Raw genomic sequence first — 19,908 nt, 5'->3', positions numbered from 1 at the left:
GAAATTGTTTCCAAATAAAGACGCCGTGGTCTTTGATGGGACCACTTTGTCCTATGCGGATTTAGCAAGAAGTATTCACACAAGTATTTCGGAAGAGAAAAATGTTACTGCGAAAAGCTTTGTTTTTAATCGAAATCCTATTGAAACATTGTGTAGCGTTTTAGCTTCAAATGCTTTAAATAGAGCTGTTGTAGTAGTTCCTGCTGATTATCCAGAGAAAAATCTTGAGATTGAGCAAGAGGAACCAGTTCCTTCAGGTGCATTTATTGGTATTCTTACTTCAGGAAGTTCAGGCAAACCTAAGACCGTTTGGAAAAGTAACGACAATTGGGAGTTAGCTTTTAAACATCAAAGTGAAATTTTTGGGATAAGTAAGTCTGAAAAACTTTTTGTTTTAGATGCATTGTCTTATTCAGCCAATTTAAACGCAGCTTTACACATTCTTTGGGAGGGGGGAACCTTGGTTCTAGGTCAACTAAAAAAGGCTAGAAGGTGGAAGGAAATGTTTGAAGAAGCTAAGGTGAGCTCATGTTTCTTGGTTCCTTCACATTGTCAGTTGTTGTTAAACAATGGTATTGTAAATGATAATATAAAGTCTTTAGTGACTGCTGGTGAAAAACTCTCAGCTAAAATGGCTAAAGAACTTTTAGAGCGTTTTCCTGCAAGTAAGTTGACGGAGTATTATGGTGCTGCAGAATTAGGGCATATTACCTATCATCAAAACGCTGATATTTATAATTTTCCTCACTCAGTGGGGAAACCTTTTCCTCAAGTTAAGGTAGTAGTGAAAGACAATAAGGTTACGGTATCTAGCCCTTTTGTTTCATCGGAATATAAAGAGAATGGTACTGTAGATGATTTAGGTTACTTTGACAAGGGTGATAGGCTTGTTTTGAAAGGTAGATCAGGCAGAATGTTTAATAGACGTGCCCTGAATATTTATGCTCAAGAAATAGAGAATATTGCTTTGACGTTTGATTCAGTCCAAAAGGCTGTTTTAGTAGAAAGTGAAATCAACAAACGTTTAAATCTTTATTTTACGACCAATAGTAAAGCTTTGGGTAATGATGAAGAGGAGTTGGCAGCCTTTTTGAAACAGTGTTTGCCAAAGGCTAAGATGCCAAGTTTTGTAAAAGAGCTTGAGGAAATTCCACACTCAGAAACTGGAAAGGTAGATTTTCGTGCATTAAGTAAAATGTCTGGTGAAGGTGAAATCTTGAACATCGCTTCATAGGTTTCTAATTTACTAAACAAATATTTTATGCTTCGTAATGTACTTATAATGACTCTAATGAGTCTATATTCTTTTGGGCAAGATAGCCTACAACTTGATTTATCAGAGATAAAAGTATCCGCCAATATTAACAGGTCGGAAATTATCAAAACGGCTAGAAACGTGTCGGTGATTTCTGCTGAAGAAATAGCTAAATCTCCAACAAAAACGATTGATGGAATTTTACAGTATGCTCTTAATGTGGATGTAAGGTCACGTTCTCCATTTGGTGTTCAGGCTGATATAAGTATTAGAGGAGGGCACTTTGACCAGACCTTGATAATGATAGATGGAGTTAAGATGAATGACCCACAAACAGGACACCATACGCTTAATTTACCTATTCCAGTAGAACTGATAGACAGAATAGAGGTTTTACAAGGTGGAGCTTCTAGGGTCTATGGTCCAAATGCATTTTCCGGTTTAATAAATATTATAACCAAAACTTCTGCAAAAGGTGCTTCGAGTGTCGGTATTGCAGGAGGAGAGAATGGATTATATAAATTGGACGGTAATTTGGCTATACATGGTGCTAGGTCTAATAGTTTTGTAGCCTTATCAAAAATACATTCCGATGGTTATGCTTATAACACGGCCTTTGATAGGACTTCTATTTACGCTAAAACAAGTATTGAGGGTAAAAAGGGTTATTTAACACTTCAAGGTGGAGTTATGGACAATGGTTTCGGAGCATCTAACTTTTATCACCCTAAATTTTATGACCAATATGAAGAGACTGGAAGTAGATTTTTAGCTTTGTCAAAAACACATAACTTTTCAAATAACCTATCGGGTACGCTTATAGCCTCAGTTAGAAATCATAAAGACCTTTACGATTTTAATAATTATATCGATAGCCCTCAAACTTATAGTAGTGTCAATTTTCATAAATCGAATGTGATTGATATTGAATGGAAAATGAGGTATTTGTCTGATTTTGGAGCAAGTTCTATTGGTGCGGAATGGCGACAAGAAGGAATTGTGAGTAACAGGCTTGGTGATGAGCTTGCAGAGCCAAAAGAAGTGAAAGGTTACTCCGGTATTTTTTATGACAAATCTAAAACACGACAAAACTTTAGTGCTTATCTGGAACAACAGAAATCTTTTGGGAAATTAATGCTTTCAGGGGGAGCCTTACTAAATTTTAATTCTCAGTTTGGAACTAAACTATATCCAGGTTTAGACGTTTCTTATGCTGTGTCTAATGGCATGTCACTGTATGGTACGGTCAATAAATCCTTGCGATTTCCCACTTTTACGGAGATGTATTTGAATACCTCAACGGTAAAGGCTGACCCAAACTTGTTGCCAGAAAAAGCTATTAATTACGAACTTGGACTTAAGAAGTTTACCTCTTGGACTAATTTTACAGCTTCAGTGTTTTACAAACAAACCACCGATGCCATAGATAAAATCAAAAGACCAGATTTAGAAGTGCCTACCATGGAGAATATTGATAATATTAACATGGCAGGCTTAGAGCTGGTTGGTCAATTTGACCTATCTAAGAAATTAAACAATTCTAATTTTTGGTTTCAGAAGATTCAGTTTAACTATGCATATTTAGTGGCGGATAGGAAAGAAATAGACTTCCAATCCTTCTACACACTTAACTTTTTAAAGCATAAAGCTGGTTTAGGTACATTCTACAGGATAACTAAGGATATTTCAGCTTCTGCTTTTTACACATATAAAATGCGTGAAGGTAATTTTAGATGGGATGCTGAATCTCCTTTACAAAACTATATACCAGTTCATTTGGTTGATGTTAGAGTAGATTATTCTCGAAGTTGGTTTAAGGTTTTTGTGGATGTAAACAATCTGCTGAACTACGAGTATTTTGAGTTTGGTTTTGTGGAACAACCAAGAAGGTGGATGAGCGGGGGAATTAAATTGACTTTTTGACCGAGTAGAAAGAAAAAGGTTATAATAAAATAGTGCTACTTTTGCAGAAATTTAGGTGAAAATGATTCGAATAACTAGACGAGAGAACTTTAACGCAGCACATAGGCTTTTCAATCCTAAGTGGTCTGAAGAAAAGAACTATGAGGTTTTTGGTCCTTGTAGTAGGCTTCATGGGCATAATTGGACTCTTTATGTTACCGTTACTGGCGAAATAAATGAGGAAACTGGCTTTGTGATGGATCTTAAAAAATTGAAAGATTTAGTTCGTGAGGTGATTATCGACAAAGTAGATCACACTTATTTGAATGAAGATGTGGATTTTTTAAAAGGGAAATTGCCAAGTACCGAAATATTTTCAAGAGAAATATGGCGACTGCTATGCCCTATTTTAAAAGATAGGTATGGAGTAGAGTTATTCGAAATCAAACTGCACGAAACAGAAAATCATTACGCCCAATATTTCGGCGAATAGTATTATGAAGTATTTCATAATTGCTGGCGAAAAATCTGGTGATTTACATGGTGGAAATTTAGCCAAGGAGCTGAAAACCCAAGACGCATCTGCTGTTATGCAAGGATGGGGTGGTTCTGAGATGCAGTCTGCAGGTGTAAACTTACTTCAAGACTATTCAGAGTTGGCTTTCATGGGTTTGGACTTTCTGAAGAGCTTTGGAAGAATTAGACGTCTCTTCATAGATTGTAAAAAGCAAATTTTAAGCCTTGAGCCGGATGTTCTTATACTTATTGATTACAGTGGCTTTAATTTAAGAATTGCCAAATGGGCAAAGAATAATAATATTAAAGTGGTGTATTACATAGCCCCCAAAACGTGGGCATGGAATGCTTCCAGAAATAAATCGATAAAGAAGTTTGTAGATAGGCTATTAGTTATTCTTCCTTTTGAAGAAGCTTATTTTAACGAACATGGTATTAAGGCACTTTATGTGGGGAATCCGCTTGTAGAGCGAATTAATGCTTTTGTGCCAGACACCGCCTTTAAATCTACAATTCCGGAGGGTTATAATTCTATAGTCGCTCTTTTGCCAGGTAGTAGAAAAAAGGAGATAGAACGTGTTTCAGAGGAACTTAAAAAAGTAGCAAGGCAGTTTAAGCATACACTTTTTATAGTGGCTGCTATTTCGGAGGTAAATCAAGCACTCTATAATTGTTTTGAATGTATTCCAAATGCTATTTTGGTCTTTGACAAAACGTATGATATTCTTAGTGTGGCTGATGCGGCTATTGTGACGTCAGGAACTGCAACATTAGAAACTGCTCTTTTTAATGTGCCTCAAATAGTAGTATATAAGGCAGATAAATTGACCTACTTTATAGGAAGCAGGATGGTTAAGATTAAGCATATTTCTCTTGTTAATTTGATTCTTGACGATTTTGCAGTTCCAGAACTTATTCAGCATGAGTTTAACTCAGGTATGATAAAAAGTCATCTTAAAGAGTTGCTTTTTGATACTAAAAAGAAAGAAAAACAGTTGGATAATTATAATAAACTAAAGCTTATTTTAGGAGAACAAAAGGCTTCAAAATCGGCAGCGGTGAGTGTATTAGAATTTCTTAAATCAGAACAATGAAAAAAGTAATAATTGCATTTTTATCAGTAAGTTTTTTAATGACTTCTTGTAAAAAAGATGAAGAAGTAGATGTAGAACAAAAGGCAAGAATAGAGTTACTGACGAATAATAGCTCTAAGTCATGGAAAGTAAAAGATGGAATAGCCAAGCAAAATGGACTTGAGGTTAATTTATTAGCTTCGCAAAGCCCCTGTGTTACAGATAATATTATAACGCTGGTTAGTGATTTTACTTATGACTTTCTTGAGGGCGATATAAAATGTGAACCTTCGGACCCTGATTTAATACTTTCTGCCAATTGGAGTCTTTCTCAAGATGAGTCTATTATAACTATTGATAAATTTATTTTTCTAGGAAGAACAGTGGATAACCCAGCTTTTGCTTTGTCAGAAGTAACCGAAACTACCTTTTCAGGTACTACAAATCTGACTTTTGAAGGAGAAACATTCGATGTGGATGTCACCTTTGAGGTGGTTAATTGAGGAAGTTCCACTTAATAATTAGAATAATTCTAATTTTGAGAACATATTATGTCTAACCTATGTTAGGCTACTGAGTGATATCATTAAGAAAGAGAGCATGAGAAAAGATTTAGAGCTGCTAGAAGAAGTTACTGGCACCGAATATAAATATGGTTTTTACACAGATATTGAAGCTGATGAAGCTCCTCCAGGCTTGGATGAGAGTATAGTTCGTTTTATTTCTGCTAAAAAGAATGAGCCAGAATGGATGCTTGAGTGGCGACTTAAGGCCTTTAAAGTTTGGCAAGAAATGACTGAACCTGAATGGGCAAATGTTACTTATACTAAACCTGACTTTCAGGCTATAAAGTATTATTCCGCTCCAAAGCAAAAGAAAACGCTTGAAAGCATGGACGAAGTGGATCCAGAACTAAGAAAGACCTTTGAAAGGTTGGGGATCTCTTTAAATGAGCAAAAAAGACTTTCTGGAGTAGCAGTTGACGCAGTTATTGATTCGGTTTCTGTAGCTACTACTTTCAAAAAGGAATTAGGTGAGAAAGGAATCATTTTCTGTTCAATGTCTGAGGCTATTGAAAATCACCCAGATTTAGTGAAGAAGTACATGGGTTCGGTAGTACCTGTAAAAGATAATTTTTATGCTGCTTTAAATGCAGCGGTATTCTCAGATGGCTCTTTCTGTTATATCCCGAAAGGGGTAAGATGCCCAATGGAGCTTTCTACTTATTTCAGAATTAATGCGGCAGGTACAGGCCAGTTTGAACGTACTTTGATAGTAGCAGACGACGATTCTTACGTAAGTTACTTAGAAGGTTGCACTGCTCCTCAAAGAGACGAAAATCAATTACACGCCGCTGTGGTTGAAATTTATACGGGTGAAAACGCAGAGGTTAAATACTCCACCGTTCAAAACTGGTACCCAGGAGATAAGAATGGAAAAGGAGGCGTTTTCAATTTTGTTACGAAAAGAGGTTTATGCTTTGGTAACAACTCTAAGATTTCTTGGACGCAGGTAGAGACAGGTTCTGCCATTACTTGGAAATATCCTTCAGTTGTTTTGAAAGGAGATAATTCTATTGGTGAGTTTTATTCTGTAGCAGTTACTAATAATTATCAGCAGGCAGATACAGGAACCAAGATGATTCACTTAGGGAAGAATACTAAAAGTAGAATTGTTTCTAAAGGTATCTCGGCAGGTAAAAGTCAAAACTCTTACAGAGGTTTGGTTGATATTTCTAAAAGAGCGGTTAATTCGAGAAACTATTCTCAGTGTGATTCTATGCTTTTAGGAGACCAATGCGGGGCTCATACTTTTCCATATATTGAAGTAAACAACTCTACGGCTTCTGTGGAGCATGAGGCTACTACTTCTAAAATTGGTGAAGACCAGTTGTTTTATTGTAACCAGCGTGGAATAGATACAGAATCGGCGGTTGCTTTAATAGTTAATGGCTATGCCAAAGAAGTTTTAAAACAATTACCAATGGAGTTTGCAGTAGAAGCTCAAAAACTTCTAGAGATTTCTTTAGAAGGCTCAGTGGGTTAATGTTTACATTGAAAACTTATTAATATTTAAAAAAGCTGTCGTAAAGACGGCTTTTTTACTTTAATTCGAAGCTATGATTAAAGTGCTTACATTTTGTTTAATACTTTTTCCTTGCTTTGCCATTGGGCAAGGTCATAATAAAATTGAGGCTTTAGTTCTTGGTACTTTTCATTTTGGAGAAACACCAGATTTTCGTTCAAGTAACTACGATGATGTTTTAAAGCCTAAAAGACAAAGAGAAGTCATGCAAGTGGTGAAGAAACTTGCAGCTTATAAACCAGATAAAATCTTTGTAGAAAATACGCCTGAGGCACAGGCTTTTTGGGACAATGTTTACAGAGAATATCAGCAAAGAGTACTTCCTAGAAGTGTCACAGTTCTTCAAAACGAGATTTTTCAAATTGGGATCCGAACAGCCAGCCTTTTGAAGCTACCTTCAGGAGTTATTTGTATAAATTACATGAACGACGCTCAGAAAAAAGCGAATAGTTCGGTAGAAAAAAAATGGCTAGACTTTACGGAAGAGGTTAATGCTAAGAAACCAGACTTTAATTCTTTCTTTAAATCGAACTCATTGGCTTCAGCTAATTTTAAGGATTATCTGGAAGAGCATGAAAGCTGGAAAAACTTGCGTTTGAAAGACCATTTGGTGAAAATGAATGAAGAGGAAAGTCTAAGAAATCTTCAATATTTCAATGTGTTAGCATGGATGGATAATAATACCAATGGGGTAGGAGCTGAGCTTACATCTATGGAATATTTCAGGAATCTTAAAATTGTACAGAACCTTTACACAAAACTTGAGAACGGCGATAATAGAATATTAATAATCTTTGGAGCAGCCCATGCCCAAATTCTATCCGACGTTTTAAAGAGTCATCCGGTTTTTACTTTAGTACCCGTTTCAGAGGTTTTGAGATAATTAGTTAACTTAAGAGCTTATCATATACGAATTTGATCTCTTCCACTTTAGCGGTTTCCGAATTTTTCTTAAACGATACCATCAAATTAAGAAGTGACCTGCGTACAATTTCTAAGTTGGAACAGGGCTCGTAAAACATTTCTTCCTCTTCTATTTTCATTTGCTTTAAGTAAGAACCAATGTCTTTCCTGCTGAAAATGAGCCCTTTGTTGAAAACATTGATATAAAACTGAATCTGAGTAGATTTGAAAGTTAATATAAAAAGGCTTGGAAGGTTTACTCCAAAAATTGGTAAACCAAGTCGCTGTGCTACTAAAAGGTAAATAACGCAGAGAGAAATAGGATTACCTTTTTTAGTTTCTAAAACCTGATTTATTAATGAGTTGGCAGGCGAATGAAAGTTCTTCGTGTTAGCGGCAAATTTATATTTGTCGAAGAAAATATTATTTAAAATTTTTATGGCGTCTTTAGGGTGTATCTCATCCCTGAGCTGAAGCCAAGCTTCAAAGTAAATCTGATTAATTTCCATTTTTAAAGTTTCAAACTCTAAATCTGGATATTGATACCTAGCCACTAACCACATTCCTTCTAAAAGGTCGTGTTGCCTTTCATCTTTCCATTCAATAAGCCTAGAAGAGAAATTGTCATATTGAAGATCATGAATTAAGTCTTCAATTTTTTTCTGCATGTGAGAATCTAGGGCGTTTCTTTCCCAGTGATTTTCTAGAAAGGGAATGATGTCATCACCTAAATTTCTAATTTCCTGCTCTACATGAGATAAAACTTCTTCGTCAGTGTCATCGAGTAGAGAAACAAGTGCCTTGATTTCATTTTCGGACATAAGCTCGTAATTATATATTGAAATTTAGGAAGTCTTTGGAAAACAACAAACTTAAATTCAAAACTTTCCTATTTTTGCCAAAACGTTTTATATGAATATACTTGTTACTGGTGGGGCGGGATTTATTGGTTCACATACTGTGGTAGAATTAGTAGTCGCAGGTCATAAACCTATAATTATTGATAATTTCAGTAATTCGGATAAGTCGGTTTTGACAGGTTTGAGAAATATTCTCGGATATGATGTTGATTTTGTTGAAGGAGACTGCAATGATGAACATTTTTTAAATAAAGTATTCACAGACTTTAATATTGACGGAGTAATTCACTTTGCCGCCGCCAAAGCAGTGGGCGAGTCTGTAAAACTACCGCTCAAATACTATGAAATGAATGTGGGTTCTTTGATTACTTTAATCAAAGTGATGGAGCTTCAGAAAGTTTCCAAGCTTGTTTTTTCATCTTCTTGTACCGTTTATGGTGAGCCAGATGTGGTTCCTGTTACAGAAGAAACACCAAGAAAACCAGCTAATTCACCTTATGGTAATACAAAGACTATTGGAGAGGATATTTTAAGAGACTCAGTTATTTCTGGAGGGAACTTCCAATTTGTGGCATTAAGATATTTTAATCCTGTTGGAGCACACGAGTCTGCTGAAATAGGAGAGCTACCTAATGGAGTTCCAAGCAACTTGGTTCCTTACATAACACAGGCTGCGATAGGTCTGAGAGAAAGTTTAACCATTTTTGGTGACGATTATGACACTGCTGACGGGACTAATGTTAGAGATTTTATTCACGTGGTAGATTTGGCTAAAGCTCATGTAACGGCATTTGAGTATCTTAATAGTGCTCCTGATAACTTTTATGATGTTTTTAATGTAGGTTCAGGTCAAGGAAACTCTGTTTTGGAATTAGTCAAAACCTTTGAAAAGGTAAATGATTTAAAACTAAACTATAGTATAGGGAATAGAAGAGACGGTGATACCGTTAAAATTTATGGCGATGTAACTAAAGCCAATAATATATTAAATTGGAAAACTGAAAAAACACTGGAAGATGCATTAAGAGATGCATGGAGGTGGGAGTGCAAACTAGCAAAACAAAAATGAGCAAAAGTATTTTAATAACAGGCGGTGCCGGTTTTATTGGTAGCCATGTAGTAAGACTTTTCGTAAATAAATATCCAGACTACACCATTGTCAATCTAGATAAATTGACCTACGCAGGTAATCTAGAAAACCTGACAGACCTTAAGGATGCTTCTAATTATATTTTTGAAAAAGGAGATATAGTAAATGCTGAAGAAATGGAAGCCCTCTTTTCAAAATACAATTTTGATGGAGTAATTCATTTAGCTGCAGAATCTCACGTAGATAGATCAATTACAGACCCAATGGCTTTTGTAATGACTAACGTTATAGGAACGGTCAATCTCCTAAATGCAGCAAAGAAAAGCTGGGCAGGTAATTTTGATAATAAGCTATTCTACCATGTATCTACCGATGAGGTTTATGGAGAACTACATGAGCCAGGAACCTTCTTTTATGAAGATACAAGTTATGACCCTAGGTCACCTTATTCTTCGTCAAAAGCCAGTTCAGACCATTTTGTGAGAGCTTATAATAGTACTTATGGTTTGCCAATAGTTATTTCAAACTGTTCTAATAATTACGGTCCTAATCATTTTCCTGAGAAACTAATTCCTTTGGTGATTAATAACATCAAAAATAAGAAGCCTTTGCCTGTCTATGGAAAAGGAGAGAATGTGAGAGACTGGCTTTATGTCTTAGATCATGCCAGAGCTATTGACATGATTTTCCATAGTGGTAAAATAGGAGAGACCTTTAATATAGGTGGAAATAATGAGTGGACTAACCTAGATTTGGTTCATCTTTTGTGTGATACCATGGATAAGAAATTAGGTCATGAAATAGGTACATCTAGAGAGTTAATCACTTTTGTGACTGATAGAGCTGGCCACGATTTAAGATATGCTATTGATGCCACTAAACTAATGGAAACTTTAGACTGGGAGCCTTCTGTGACGTTTGAAGAAGGTCTTGATAAAACAGTAGATTGGTATTTAAATAATTGGGATTGGATTTCTAATATAACTTCTGGCGACTATCAGAAGTATTACGAAAAAATGTATAATTGATTCGTCAATAAAAAATAATTGAAATAATGAAGGGAATAATATTAGCAGGTGGGTCAGGAACTCGCTTACACCCGTTGACTTTGGCAGTTAGTAAACAATTAATGCCGGTTTATGATAAACCAATGATTTACTATCCCTTGTCTATTTTAATGTTATCGGGCATTAAGGAAATTCTGATTATCTCTACGCCGCATGATTTACCTCATTTTGAAAAGTTATTAGGAGATGGCTCTCAAATTGGCTGTGAAATTTCTTATGCCGAACAGCCAAGCCCAGATGGACTGGCTCAGGCCTTTATTATTGGAGAAGACTTTATAGGTTCTGACAGTGTAGCACTTATTCTTGGTGATAATATTTTCTACGGCTCAGGCTTGAGTAAGTTACTACAATCTTGTGCAGAACCTGACGGAGGAACCGTTTTTGCCTATAAGGTAAACGACCCAGAAAGATATGGTGTAGTAGAATTTGATGATGATTTTAAAGCTGTATCAATAGAAGAGAAACCTGAGAAACCTAAAAGTAATTATGCCGTTCCGGGTTTATACTTTTATGATAATAGTGTGGTAGAAGTTGCCAAGAATATAGAACCTTCACCTCGTGGCGAATTAGAAATTACGGATGTCAATAGAGTTTACTTAGAAAAAGGTAAGCTGAATGTTGGCGTAATGAATAGAGGAACTGCATGGTTAGATACAGGTACGTTTAACTCTCTTATGCAAGCTGGACAGTTTGTTCAGGTTATAGAAGAGCGTCAAGGTGTTAAAATTGGTGGTATTGAAGAAGTCGCTTATAGAATGGGCTTTATCTCAAAGAAACAATTAGAAGATATTGCTAAACCTCTGGTAAAATCAGGTTATGGTCAATACCTTCTAAATATTCTCAAGTAATTTTTTTACCAACCATCATCTACTACAGCCTCTACTTTCTTTTTAGGGGCTGTTTTTGTTTTTGGAGCAGAAGGAACACTAACATTACCTCCTTGGCTGGAAGAGCTTAGTGATTCGTCAGAATCAATTCTGGAGTAAACACGACTGACTATTCTCCATTCTCCATTTATCTTCAAAAGGTTTAAGAGGTCAATAATTTTAGAGGATGGGTAAACCGTCTCTGTAATAGCTGTTGCCGCTATTCCTGCATAGCTCCATGATAAGATACTGGTTTCTCTTGACATTGTTTTGCCAGGAGTTATTTTAGATGCTAAACTTTCAACAGACATGCCTATAATTGTTCCGTTTCTACCAATAGAACGCTGAATGGCATCTGGTACAAATGCATTTTTAAATTGATTTACATCACCATTAGTTCCACCATCTAGGTAGTCATTCACCGCCGAAAGGATTCCTACCTCATCAGATTGTGCATATGAAAAGGTGGTACAAAGAAGAAGTAAAAGAGATAAACTTAGATTTTTCATATTATTTAATATTGTAAACTTTATAACGCTTTGTTAAACTTCGATATTTCATTTGAGATTATAGTGACCAATCTTTTTTTTCTAGTCTAAAAGTTTATATTTGTAATAGTTCAAACAAAAAAACATAAAAGAAATACTATGGGATTAATGTCATTTTTTAAGGGTGTTGGTGAAAAGATTTTTCCTTCTGCAGCTAAAGAACCAGAAGTGAAAGCAGCAGCCTTATTGGCCCACGTTCAGGGATTAGCCCTACCATTTAAAAAATTAAGTATTAAAGTAGCAGAAGATATAGTTACTATCGAAGGTTCAGTGGCTGAGCAAGTTGATGCAGAGAAAATCGCTATTGCGGTTGGAAACGTTGAAGGTGTTGCTTCGGTTAATAATCTTTTAGAAGTAGAGGTGCCTAAAGAAGAAGCTAAGTTTCATACAGTAGTGAGTGGTGATACTTTAGGTAAAATTGCCAAAACATTTTATGGTAATGCTATGAAGTACCCAGTAATTTTTGAAGCTAATAAGCCAATGCTTTCTGACCCAGATAAAATTTATCCTGGTCAAATGTTGAGAATTCCTGCTTTGGAAGATTAATAACATTTTAATCAGATTAAGACCGCTTCCATTTTGGAGCGGTCTTTTTTTTGTCTATTTACTAATGAAATGATGTTTAATATTCAGCAATTAAAACCCCATATTTGTACTTATGGATATAAAATTAAGAAGTAAGCTTTCGAAGATTAAAACCTTTGTTTTTGATGTGGATGGTGTTTTTACTGATGCCCGATTAATAGTGACAGACGCCGGTGTGGATAGAGTTTTTAATGTGAGAGACGGCTATGCCGTTCAAATGGCTATAAAAGCCGGCTATAAAACGGCTGTTATCTCGGGAGGTAAGCAAGAAAGTATTCGAACTAGACTGGGCGGACTGGGTATTAGTAAAATTCATTTATCAGTGAGTACAGACGGGAAACCTGCTGTTTTTGAGAGTCTTTTAAAAGAATGGAATATTTCTGCTGATGAGGTAGTTTATATAGGAGATGATATTCCAGATTTGCTTCTTATGAAAAATAGTGAGGTCTTAAAGGCCTGCCCGGCAGATGCGGAACCGGAAGTGATAGAAGTGGCAGATTATGTTTCACCAGTAAATGGTGGTGCGGGAGTAGTGAGAGATGTGATAAAGCTAGTGATGAAAGAGCAGGATAAATGGATGAAAGTATTTTAAAACAAAAAGACGGTTTGAGGCCGTCTTTTTGTTTTTTTTATGAACACAGAGGACTGCTATAAATTCTCAATAGCACCATGAAATTTTCTAGTTACACCTATTGGATGTGTACATTTGGCCACATGTACCAAGTAGCCGGCAGCATTTCCTTCTGCTTTATATAATGCTTGAGCATTGACAAAATGGTTTTTATTCAGTTCAATGAATTGTTCATATTCATTTATTTCTTTTATAACATCTGAGGCCGAAATATCAAGGCTCTTGTTTACTGTACCTAAAATGTTTTGGTAAACAAATTCAGACTTATATTTATCAATATTGACAGAAATTAGTTGGTTTGGCACGATACTAACTTTGTCATTCGAGCCTGAAAAAACTAAAACAGGGAATGGATTACTGTTCGGCACAGGTGCAGAATAATTCTGGATTCTCTGATTTGCTGTTTCTGCTTTATCTTCAAATCTCTTTCTTAAGATCCCTTCTTTGATAAAAGCCAGGAAGATTCCCGAAAAAGTAGCGGCTGCTGTAAACTGCAAAAGGAAGATAGGTAAGTTAAAATTTGTTAAACCCGTTTGGTTTCCAAAGACCATAACCATAAGTCCTAAGAAGAAAGAACGCATGGCATAAAGAGAAATTTCTTTCATTACAGTCCAGCTAGAATTTTCGAAATAGCTCTTGAACAGACTTGGGAGTAGGAAATCGGAAATAATTAAACCAATAAAACCAGAAATTGCTGATAGAGCTATTAGGATAGTTTTGTTTTGGTTGGAGTAGTTATTGATGCCAAATGGCTCCAAGAAGAGATATAGGCCATAAATAAGACACGCAACTATTCCAGCGTTAATTAAACTCTTATAATTAAGAACGTTTAATTGAAGAGGATTTTTACTTTGAGATATGATTCGGTTAATGGTATTACTTACAAATTGTATAACCTGTACCGGAAAACTTAAAATTAACTTTAGCATAAATATGTGATTGATTAGTAAGTAATTTTCAAAAACTATACCAACTACGTAAAATGGGAGGTAAAAGTATTTTTAGTAGAGCGTAATTTTTTAGGCAATTATTGTGTTAATTAGAAGGAATCGCATAGATTCAAAAAAATAAAATAAACCAAGTTAAAAGTAAAATGAGTAAACGTCTTTCATTTATTATAACCGCCATACTTCTTTTTAATACGGCCATTTCTAAAGGTCAAGTAAGTTTAAATTCAGAATTAGATTCTTTGAGCTATGCGATAGGAGTAAATATAGGAGAGAGCTTAAAAGCTCAAAATGTTCAGCCAAACACAGAGGTATTGATAAAAGCTATTAGAGATATTTTAGGAGACCAAGAATTGTCGATTTCTTCGGCTAATTCTGGTATGTTTATTCAGCATTACTTTCAAAAAGCTGCCGCCAAAGTGGGGAATGCAAACCTAGCAGCCGGAAATGCCTTTCTTGAAAAAAATAAAGCTCGCGAAGGTGTAATGACTACGGCGAGTGGTTTGCAATATGAGGTTTTAACAGCTGGTACTGGAGAAAAGCCGCTAAGTACGCAAAAAGTCAAAGTGCATTATCATGGAACGCTTATTGACGGTACAGTCTTTGATAGTTCCGTGGAGCGAGGCTCGCCAAGTACTTTTGGTGTAACTCAAGTAATCAAAGGATGGGTGGAAGGTCTTCAGTTGATGCCAGTTGGGTCTAAATGGAAATTCTTTATTCCTTCAGATTTGGCTTACGGGCCTAGAGGTCAAGGGAAAATAGGGCCTAATTCTGCCCTGATTTTTGAAGTAGAATTGATAGAAATACTATAAATAAGAAAGTCCATGCTTCTTATTCAACCAGATAAATAATATTATGAAAAGAATACTTATAGTTTGTACAGTTTTGTTCTACAGTGTTTTGGGTTATGCCCAAAGTGATTCTGGGAAGTACAGTTACGATGACCTAGAGCCTTCAGAAACACAGCATAGAGTTGAGCAGTTTGTTACTCAATTTTTGAATAATTACCATTATCAAAAATTTAGAGTGGATGATGAGCTTTCAACCAAGGTCTTTAATAACATGATTGAAAGCATTGACGGTGGTCATTCGTATTTTACAAAATCTGATGTAGCGGAATTTGAAAAATACAGGTACTTGATTGACGATGCTTTGTTGTCGGGAGACCTAGATATTCCTTTTGAAATTTTTAATAAGTATAGAAAAGTTTATAAAAAGCGTTTTGATTACGTCATGAACTTTCTTGATCAACCTTTAGATTTTACTTCTAATGAAATGTATAGTGTTGATGATGAAGAAAAGGACTGGGCTCTGACAGAAGAGGAATTAGATAGAGAATGGGATAAAATTATTACAAGTCAAGCTTTAAGTTTAAAACTAAGTGGAAGCTCAGATAGTGCTATAGTAAGTACGTTGAAAAGGCGTTTTGATAGATATGAGTCAAGAGTGGCAAAATGGCATTCGGAAGATATTTTTCAAACTTATATGAATGCTTTTACAAGGGCTATTGACCCTCATACTAGCTATATGATTCCTAGTACAGCTGCACAGTTTAATATTGATATGAGTCAGTCTTTAGAGGGAATAGGAGCAAGGCTTCAAAATAATGATGACCATGTGATGATTATGGATATCATTCCTGGAGGGCCTTTGTTTAAAACACAGCTAGCTAATAAGGAAGATTATATATTGGCTGTAGCACAGGGAGATGATGGCGACTTCCAAGATATTGTGGGATGGCTTACTGATGATGCTGTAAACCTTATAAGAGGAAAAAAAGGCACCGTAGTTAGGCTTCTTTTAAAAGCAAAAGAAGCTCCAATAAACTCTGAGGCACGAGAGGTAAGAATAGTTCGTGATAAAATAAAATTAGAAGAAGCAGTAGCATCAGCAGAAATTCTAGAAATGAAAGATGCCGATAAAGTTTATAAAATTGGGCTTATTGATATCCCTATGTTTTATCGAGATTTTGATGGAGCTAGAAAAGGTGTCGATTTTCAGAGTACTACCAAAGATGTGGATGTTTTTCTGAAGGATTTCAATAATAAAGGTTTGGACGGGGTCATTATTGATTTAAGAAATAATGGAGGAGGCTCTTTAACCGAAGCTATTAATTTAACAGGCCTTTTTATTCCTAACGGTCCAGTGGTGCAGCGAAGAACAGGAAAAGGTAGAATAGATGTGGAAGAAGATAATAATACTTCAGTGTCTTATTCCGGTCCTCTTTTGGTTTTGCAAAACAGACATTCGGCTTCGGCTTCAGAAATTTTTGCAGGAGCTATTCAAGACTATAATAGAGGCTTAATAGTAGGGGAACAGTCTTTTGGGAAAGGAACTGTACAGCAGTTGGTTAATCTTGACCAATTTTTACTTTCGCCAAGAGTGGCTTCTAGAAAAGGTGCAGCTTCTAAAGGTATGGAAGAAGAAGAAAGGTATGGCCAGCTAAAGCTTACAACGGAGAAGTTTTATAGAATTACCGGAAATAGTACCCAGAATAAAGGTGTGGTGCCTGATATAGCCTTACCTACGCCTTGGGACTCTGAAGAAAGCGGTGAAAGTAGCATGGAGAGTGCTTTGCCTTATGACCAAATTTCAAGCTCAAACTTTACAAAACAGAATGTAATTACTAACGAGGTGTTAGCTAACATTATGGATAAGTATAATGAGCGATTGACTACTGACGAGCAAATGAAAGTACTTCTTAAAGACATAGAGATCTATAAGAAACAACGAGAGATAAAAGAATATTCTCTTAACTATGAAGTAAGGTTAAAAGAAAAGAACGATAACGAAGAAGTAATTTCTACTATCAAGAAGCTAAGAAAAACAAAAGAAGGAGATGATAGGGAAGAAGACGTCTATTTGATGGAGGCTCAGAAAATCCTTAAAGATTTAATAGCTTATCAAGAGTAATGCTTTCTCAAAATTGACATAAAAAAAGACTTCCATATGGAAGTCTTTTTTTATGTGCTATTTGCTGTTTTCTTGAGGTTTTGGGAAAACAAAATTAATTGGGTTTTCTACCTTGGTTTTTAGTAAAGCTACTTCGAGCACCTCGGGAACCAAGTCTACATAATGAAATTTCAAACCTTTGGTGTATTCTTCACCTATTTCTTCTACATCCTTTTGGTTTTTATAACAAAGGATAATTTCCTTAATATTCGCTCTTTTGGCAGCTAGTATTTTTTCTTTAATTCCGCCTACAGGTAAAACCTTACCTCTTAGGGTAATCTCACCAGTCATAGCCAAGTTGTTCTTTATTTTACGTTGTGTAAAAATAGAAGCCATGGATGTTAGCATGGTGATACCAGCAGAAGGACCATCTTTAGGTACAGCACCTTGAGGTACATGAATATGAAGGTCGTAATTTTGGAAAGTTCTATAATCAATGTTAAGACTCTCAGAGTTAGATTTAAGGTAAGACAATGCCGTCATGGCAGATTCTTTCATAACATCACCTAACTGCCCAGAGAGTGTTAATACGCCCTTACCACGGCTCAAATTAGATTCGATAAAGAGAATGTCTCCACCCACTGGAGTCCAAGCTAAGCCCGTCACTACCCCTGCCATTTCATTGCCCTCATAAAGGTCTTTGTCAAAAATTGGCTGTCCTAGTAGTCTTTCAATATCTTCGGCCTTTAGAGAGCCATTGTACTCTTCCTCCATAGCTATTGATTTAGCTATTTTCCTTACCACAGTTCCCACTTTTTGTTCTAAAGCTCTTACACCAGACTCCCTAGTATAACCTTCTACCAATTTGGTTAAAGCATCTTTATTTAATTTTAAGTCTTTAGAACTCATTCCGTGCTCTTTAAGCTGTTTTGGAAGTAAGTGCCTTTTAGCAATCTCCACTTTTTCGGCTACAGTGTAACCTGTAAGTTCAATAATTTCCATTCTGTCTCTAAGGGCAGATTGAATACTGTCTAGCGAATTTGCGGTAGCTATGAAAAGAACCTTTGAAAGGTCATAGTCAACCTCAAGGTAATTATCTTTAAAAGCACTGTTTTGTTCTGGATCCAAAACCTCTAATAATGCACTAGAAGGGTCACCTCTTTGGTCTCTAGATATTTTGTCAATTTCATCTAAAACAAATACCGGATTTGATTTCTTTGCCTTGTTAAGGTTTTGAATAATCTTTCCGGGCATAGCCCCAATATAGGTTTTTCTATGACCTCTAATTTCAGATTCGTCATGAACACCGCCTAAAGCCATTCTTACATATTCTCTTCCTAAAGCTTTGGCAATAGATTTCCCTAAAGATGTTTTACCAACACCCGGAGGGCCGTAAAAACAAAGAATGGGAGCCTTCATGTCATTTCTAAGCTTCAATACAGCCAAGTATTCTATAATACGCTCTTTGACTTTTGTTAAACCATAATGGTCGTCGTCAAGAATCTTTTTAGCTCTTTTTAAATTGAAGCTATCATCACTGGAATCATTCCAAGGCAAGTCAGAGAGTAATTCTGCATAACTCACAGCCACACCGTATTCTGGAGCCATAGAGTTTAAGCGTTGAATTTTATTCAGTTCTTTATTAAAATGCTCATTTACATCTGATGGCCACTTTTTCTTGGCACCCTTCATGCGTAATTTTTCTATCTCTTGGTCAGGAGACTCTGAGCCTAATTCCTCTTGAAGTACTTTTATTTGCTGACGTAAATAGTATTCACGCTGCTGCTGGTCAATATCTGAACTAGCTTTTGATTGAATATCTTTCTTTATTTCTAATACTTCAACCTCTTTCAGCATATGCTCCAAAAGCTTATGAGCTTGCTCTCCGCCATCATAAGTTTCTAGAAGTAATTGTTTCTCAGCAATGCCTATATTGAGGTTTGAAGAAAGGAAATGCGTCAAAAATATAGGAGACTCAATGTTATTGATGGCCAACTGGGCATCTCTAGGGATTTCAGGGTTTAGGTTTAATATATTGGCCGCAGTGTCCTTTAGAGTTGATATTAAAGCTTTTGTTTCCTTTTTCTTAGCATTAGGAAATGAGTCGGTAATGTATTCTACAGCAGCTGTTAAGTACGGGTTTGTCTTTAAAATATTAGTAATCTTAAATCTTCTTCTCCCTTGTACTATAATAGTTACGTTCCCATCAGGAAGTACTATCATTTTCAAAATGTTACCTACCGTTCCTATTTTAAATAAGTCGTCTTCTTTAGGTTCATCTTTGGTTTGTTTTACCTGAGAAATAATGCCTAAAGTTCTATCGCCACGATAAGCCTTTTTTACTAATCGAATAGCTTTAGTACGTGTTACTGTAACAGGAATTACTATTCCTGGAAAAAGTACGGTATTTCTTAATGGCAGAAGCGGTAAGCTCTCTGGAAGGTTTTCATCATTTTCCATAACCTCATCTGGTGAGGCTATTTCAATCATTTCTACGTTTTCCAAATTTGTACTGGGGTTTGCAAATTTTTCCAGTAGTTCAAAATCTTTATTCATCTAAATAGTATAGTCTTATCGTGGTATGCCAGTCTGTCATATTGAATGTACAAAAGCCACTTGATATATCAAATCTCTAATTATAGGTATAAAACGACAAGCTTAATGCCAAGTCAGGGGTATCGGCTATTT

General features: G+C 35.8%; 18 protein-coding genes. 14 read left to right on the top strand and 4 right to left on the bottom strand.

Annotation, left to right across the window (positions count from 1 at the left end):
* The first annotated feature begins 4 nt into the window (after nucleotides 1–4).
* The 7 genes from AADJ06_RS08435 to AADJ06_RS08405 all read left to right on the top strand — a co-directional run bounded on the left by AADJ06_RS08435 (nucleotide 5) and on the right by AADJ06_RS08405 (nucleotide 7,714).
* The gene (locus tag AADJ06_RS08435) at nucleotides 5–1,234 is read left to right on the top strand and encodes an AMP-binding protein (protein ID WP_341225992.1); all 1,230 of its coding nucleotides are present in this window, start codon (nucleotides 5–7) and stop codon (nucleotides 1,232–1,234) included.
* Nucleotides 1,235–1,261: 27 nt separating this feature from the next.
* Nucleotides 1,262–3,178, top strand: a complete 1,917-nt coding sequence (locus AADJ06_RS08430) for a TonB-dependent receptor (RefSeq protein WP_341225991.1) — start codon at nucleotides 1,262–1,264, stop codon at nucleotides 3,176–3,178.
* A gap of 61 nt (nucleotides 3,179–3,239) precedes the next feature.
* The gene (locus tag AADJ06_RS08425) at nucleotides 3,240–3,650 is read left to right on the top strand and encodes a 6-carboxytetrahydropterin synthase (RefSeq protein ID WP_341225990.1); all 411 of its coding nucleotides are present in this window, start codon (nucleotides 3,240–3,242) and stop codon (nucleotides 3,648–3,650) included.
* Between the two features lie 4 nt (nucleotides 3,651–3,654).
* Nucleotides 3,655–4,767: a lipid-A-disaccharide synthase gene (gene lpxB / locus AADJ06_RS08420; RefSeq protein ID WP_341225989.1), complete on the top strand. Its 1,113-nt coding sequence runs from the start codon at nucleotides 3,655–3,657 to the stop codon at nucleotides 4,765–4,767.
* A complete protein-coding gene (locus AADJ06_RS08415) occupies nucleotides 4,764–5,249 on the top strand; it encodes a hypothetical protein (protein ID WP_341225988.1) in 486 nt (161 codons plus the stop codon). Before lpxB ends, AADJ06_RS08415 begins: the two co-directional genes overlap by 4 nt.
* Nucleotides 5,250–5,346: 97 nt before the next feature.
* On the top strand, nucleotides 5,347–6,792 hold the full coding sequence (gene sufB / locus AADJ06_RS08410; protein ID WP_341225987.1) for a Fe-S cluster assembly protein SufB: 1,446 nt from the start codon (nucleotides 5,347–5,349) through the stop codon (nucleotides 6,790–6,792).
* A gap of 73 nt (nucleotides 6,793–6,865) precedes the next feature.
* Nucleotides 6,866–7,714 (top strand): DUF5694 domain-containing protein, encoded by an 849-nt coding sequence (locus AADJ06_RS08405; RefSeq protein WP_341225986.1) that lies wholly within the window; start codon nucleotides 6,866–6,868, stop codon nucleotides 7,712–7,714.
* A 4-nt stretch (nucleotides 7,715–7,718) separates the two neighbouring features.
* Here AADJ06_RS08405 and AADJ06_RS08400 read toward each other — a convergent pair whose 3' ends face one another.
* Nucleotides 7,719–8,555 carry a transglutaminase-like domain-containing protein gene (locus AADJ06_RS08400; protein ID WP_341225985.1) on the bottom strand — a complete coding sequence of 279 codons (837 nt, stop codon included), beginning with the start codon at nucleotides 8,553–8,555 and terminating at the stop codon, nucleotides 7,719–7,721.
* Between the two features lie 91 nt (nucleotides 8,556–8,646).
* On the opposite strand from AADJ06_RS08400, the gene galE reads away from it, so the two are divergent.
* From galE to rfbA, 3 genes are read left to right on the top strand one after another with little or no spacing between them, the layout of a single operon-like run.
* Entirely contained in the window at nucleotides 8,647–9,663 is a 1,017-nt protein-coding gene (gene galE, locus AADJ06_RS08395) for a UDP-glucose 4-epimerase GalE (protein WP_341225984.1), read from the top strand.
* Nucleotides 9,660–10,712 carry a dTDP-glucose 4,6-dehydratase gene (gene rfbB / locus AADJ06_RS08390; protein WP_341225983.1) on the top strand — a complete coding sequence of 351 codons (1,053 nt, stop codon included), beginning with the start codon at nucleotides 9,660–9,662 and terminating at the stop codon, nucleotides 10,710–10,712. Before galE ends, rfbB begins: the two co-directional genes overlap by 4 nt.
* 26 nt (nucleotides 10,713–10,738) lie before the next feature.
* On the top strand, nucleotides 10,739–11,599 hold the full coding sequence (gene rfbA / locus AADJ06_RS08385) for a glucose-1-phosphate thymidylyltransferase RfbA (RefSeq protein ID WP_341225982.1): 861 nt from the start codon (nucleotides 10,739–10,741) through the stop codon (nucleotides 11,597–11,599).
* 5 nt (nucleotides 11,600–11,604) lie between these two features.
* Here rfbA and AADJ06_RS08380 read toward each other — a convergent pair whose 3' ends face one another.
* Nucleotides 11,605–12,126 (bottom strand): nuclear transport factor 2 family protein, encoded by a 522-nt coding sequence (locus AADJ06_RS08380; protein WP_341225981.1) that lies wholly within the window; start codon nucleotides 12,124–12,126, stop codon nucleotides 11,605–11,607.
* 138 nt (nucleotides 12,127–12,264) lie between these two features.
* Between AADJ06_RS08380 and lysM the strand changes: the two genes are divergently transcribed.
* Entirely contained in the window at nucleotides 12,265–12,711 is a 447-nt protein-coding gene (lysM, locus tag AADJ06_RS08375; protein WP_341225980.1) for a peptidoglycan-binding protein LysM, read from the top strand.
* A gap of 112 nt (nucleotides 12,712–12,823) precedes the next feature.
* Nucleotides 12,824–13,342 carry an HAD family hydrolase gene (locus AADJ06_RS08370; RefSeq protein ID WP_341225979.1) on the top strand — a complete coding sequence of 173 codons (519 nt, stop codon included), beginning with the start codon at nucleotides 12,824–12,826 and terminating at the stop codon, nucleotides 13,340–13,342.
* Nucleotides 13,343–13,398: 56 nt separating this feature from the next.
* On the opposite strand, the gene AADJ06_RS08365 is transcribed toward AADJ06_RS08370, so the two are convergent.
* A complete protein-coding gene (locus AADJ06_RS08365) occupies nucleotides 13,399–14,310 on the bottom strand; it encodes a hypothetical protein (protein WP_341225978.1) in 912 nt (303 codons plus the stop codon).
* Between the two features lie 164 nt (nucleotides 14,311–14,474).
* On the opposite strand from AADJ06_RS08365, the gene AADJ06_RS08360 reads away from it, so the two are divergent.
* Both AADJ06_RS08360 and AADJ06_RS08355 read left to right on the top strand, forming a co-directional pair.
* Nucleotides 14,475–15,140, top strand: a complete 666-nt coding sequence (locus AADJ06_RS08360) for an FKBP-type peptidyl-prolyl cis-trans isomerase (RefSeq protein ID WP_341225977.1) — start codon at nucleotides 14,475–14,477, stop codon at nucleotides 15,138–15,140.
* A 43-nt stretch (nucleotides 15,141–15,183) separates the two neighbouring features.
* The gene (locus tag AADJ06_RS08355) at nucleotides 15,184–17,241 is read left to right on the top strand and encodes a carboxy terminal-processing peptidase (protein ID WP_341225976.1); all 2,058 of its coding nucleotides are present in this window, start codon (nucleotides 15,184–15,186) and stop codon (nucleotides 17,239–17,241) included.
* Between the two features lie 57 nt (nucleotides 17,242–17,298).
* Here AADJ06_RS08355 and lon read toward each other — a convergent pair whose 3' ends face one another.
* Nucleotides 17,299–19,776 (bottom strand): endopeptidase La, encoded by a 2,478-nt coding sequence (gene lon / locus AADJ06_RS08350; RefSeq protein WP_341225975.1) that lies wholly within the window; start codon nucleotides 19,774–19,776, stop codon nucleotides 17,299–17,301.
* Between the last annotated feature and the right edge of the window lie 132 nt (nucleotides 19,777–19,908).

It is taken from the genome of uncultured Arcticibacterium sp. (genome assembly GCF_964021845.1).
Classification (GTDB): Bacteria; Bacteroidota; Bacteroidia; order Cytophagales; family Spirosomataceae; genus Arcticibacterium.
The sequence above is the reverse complement of the archived record's forward strand: the minus strand, read 5'-3'. Positions and strand labels throughout refer to the sequence as shown.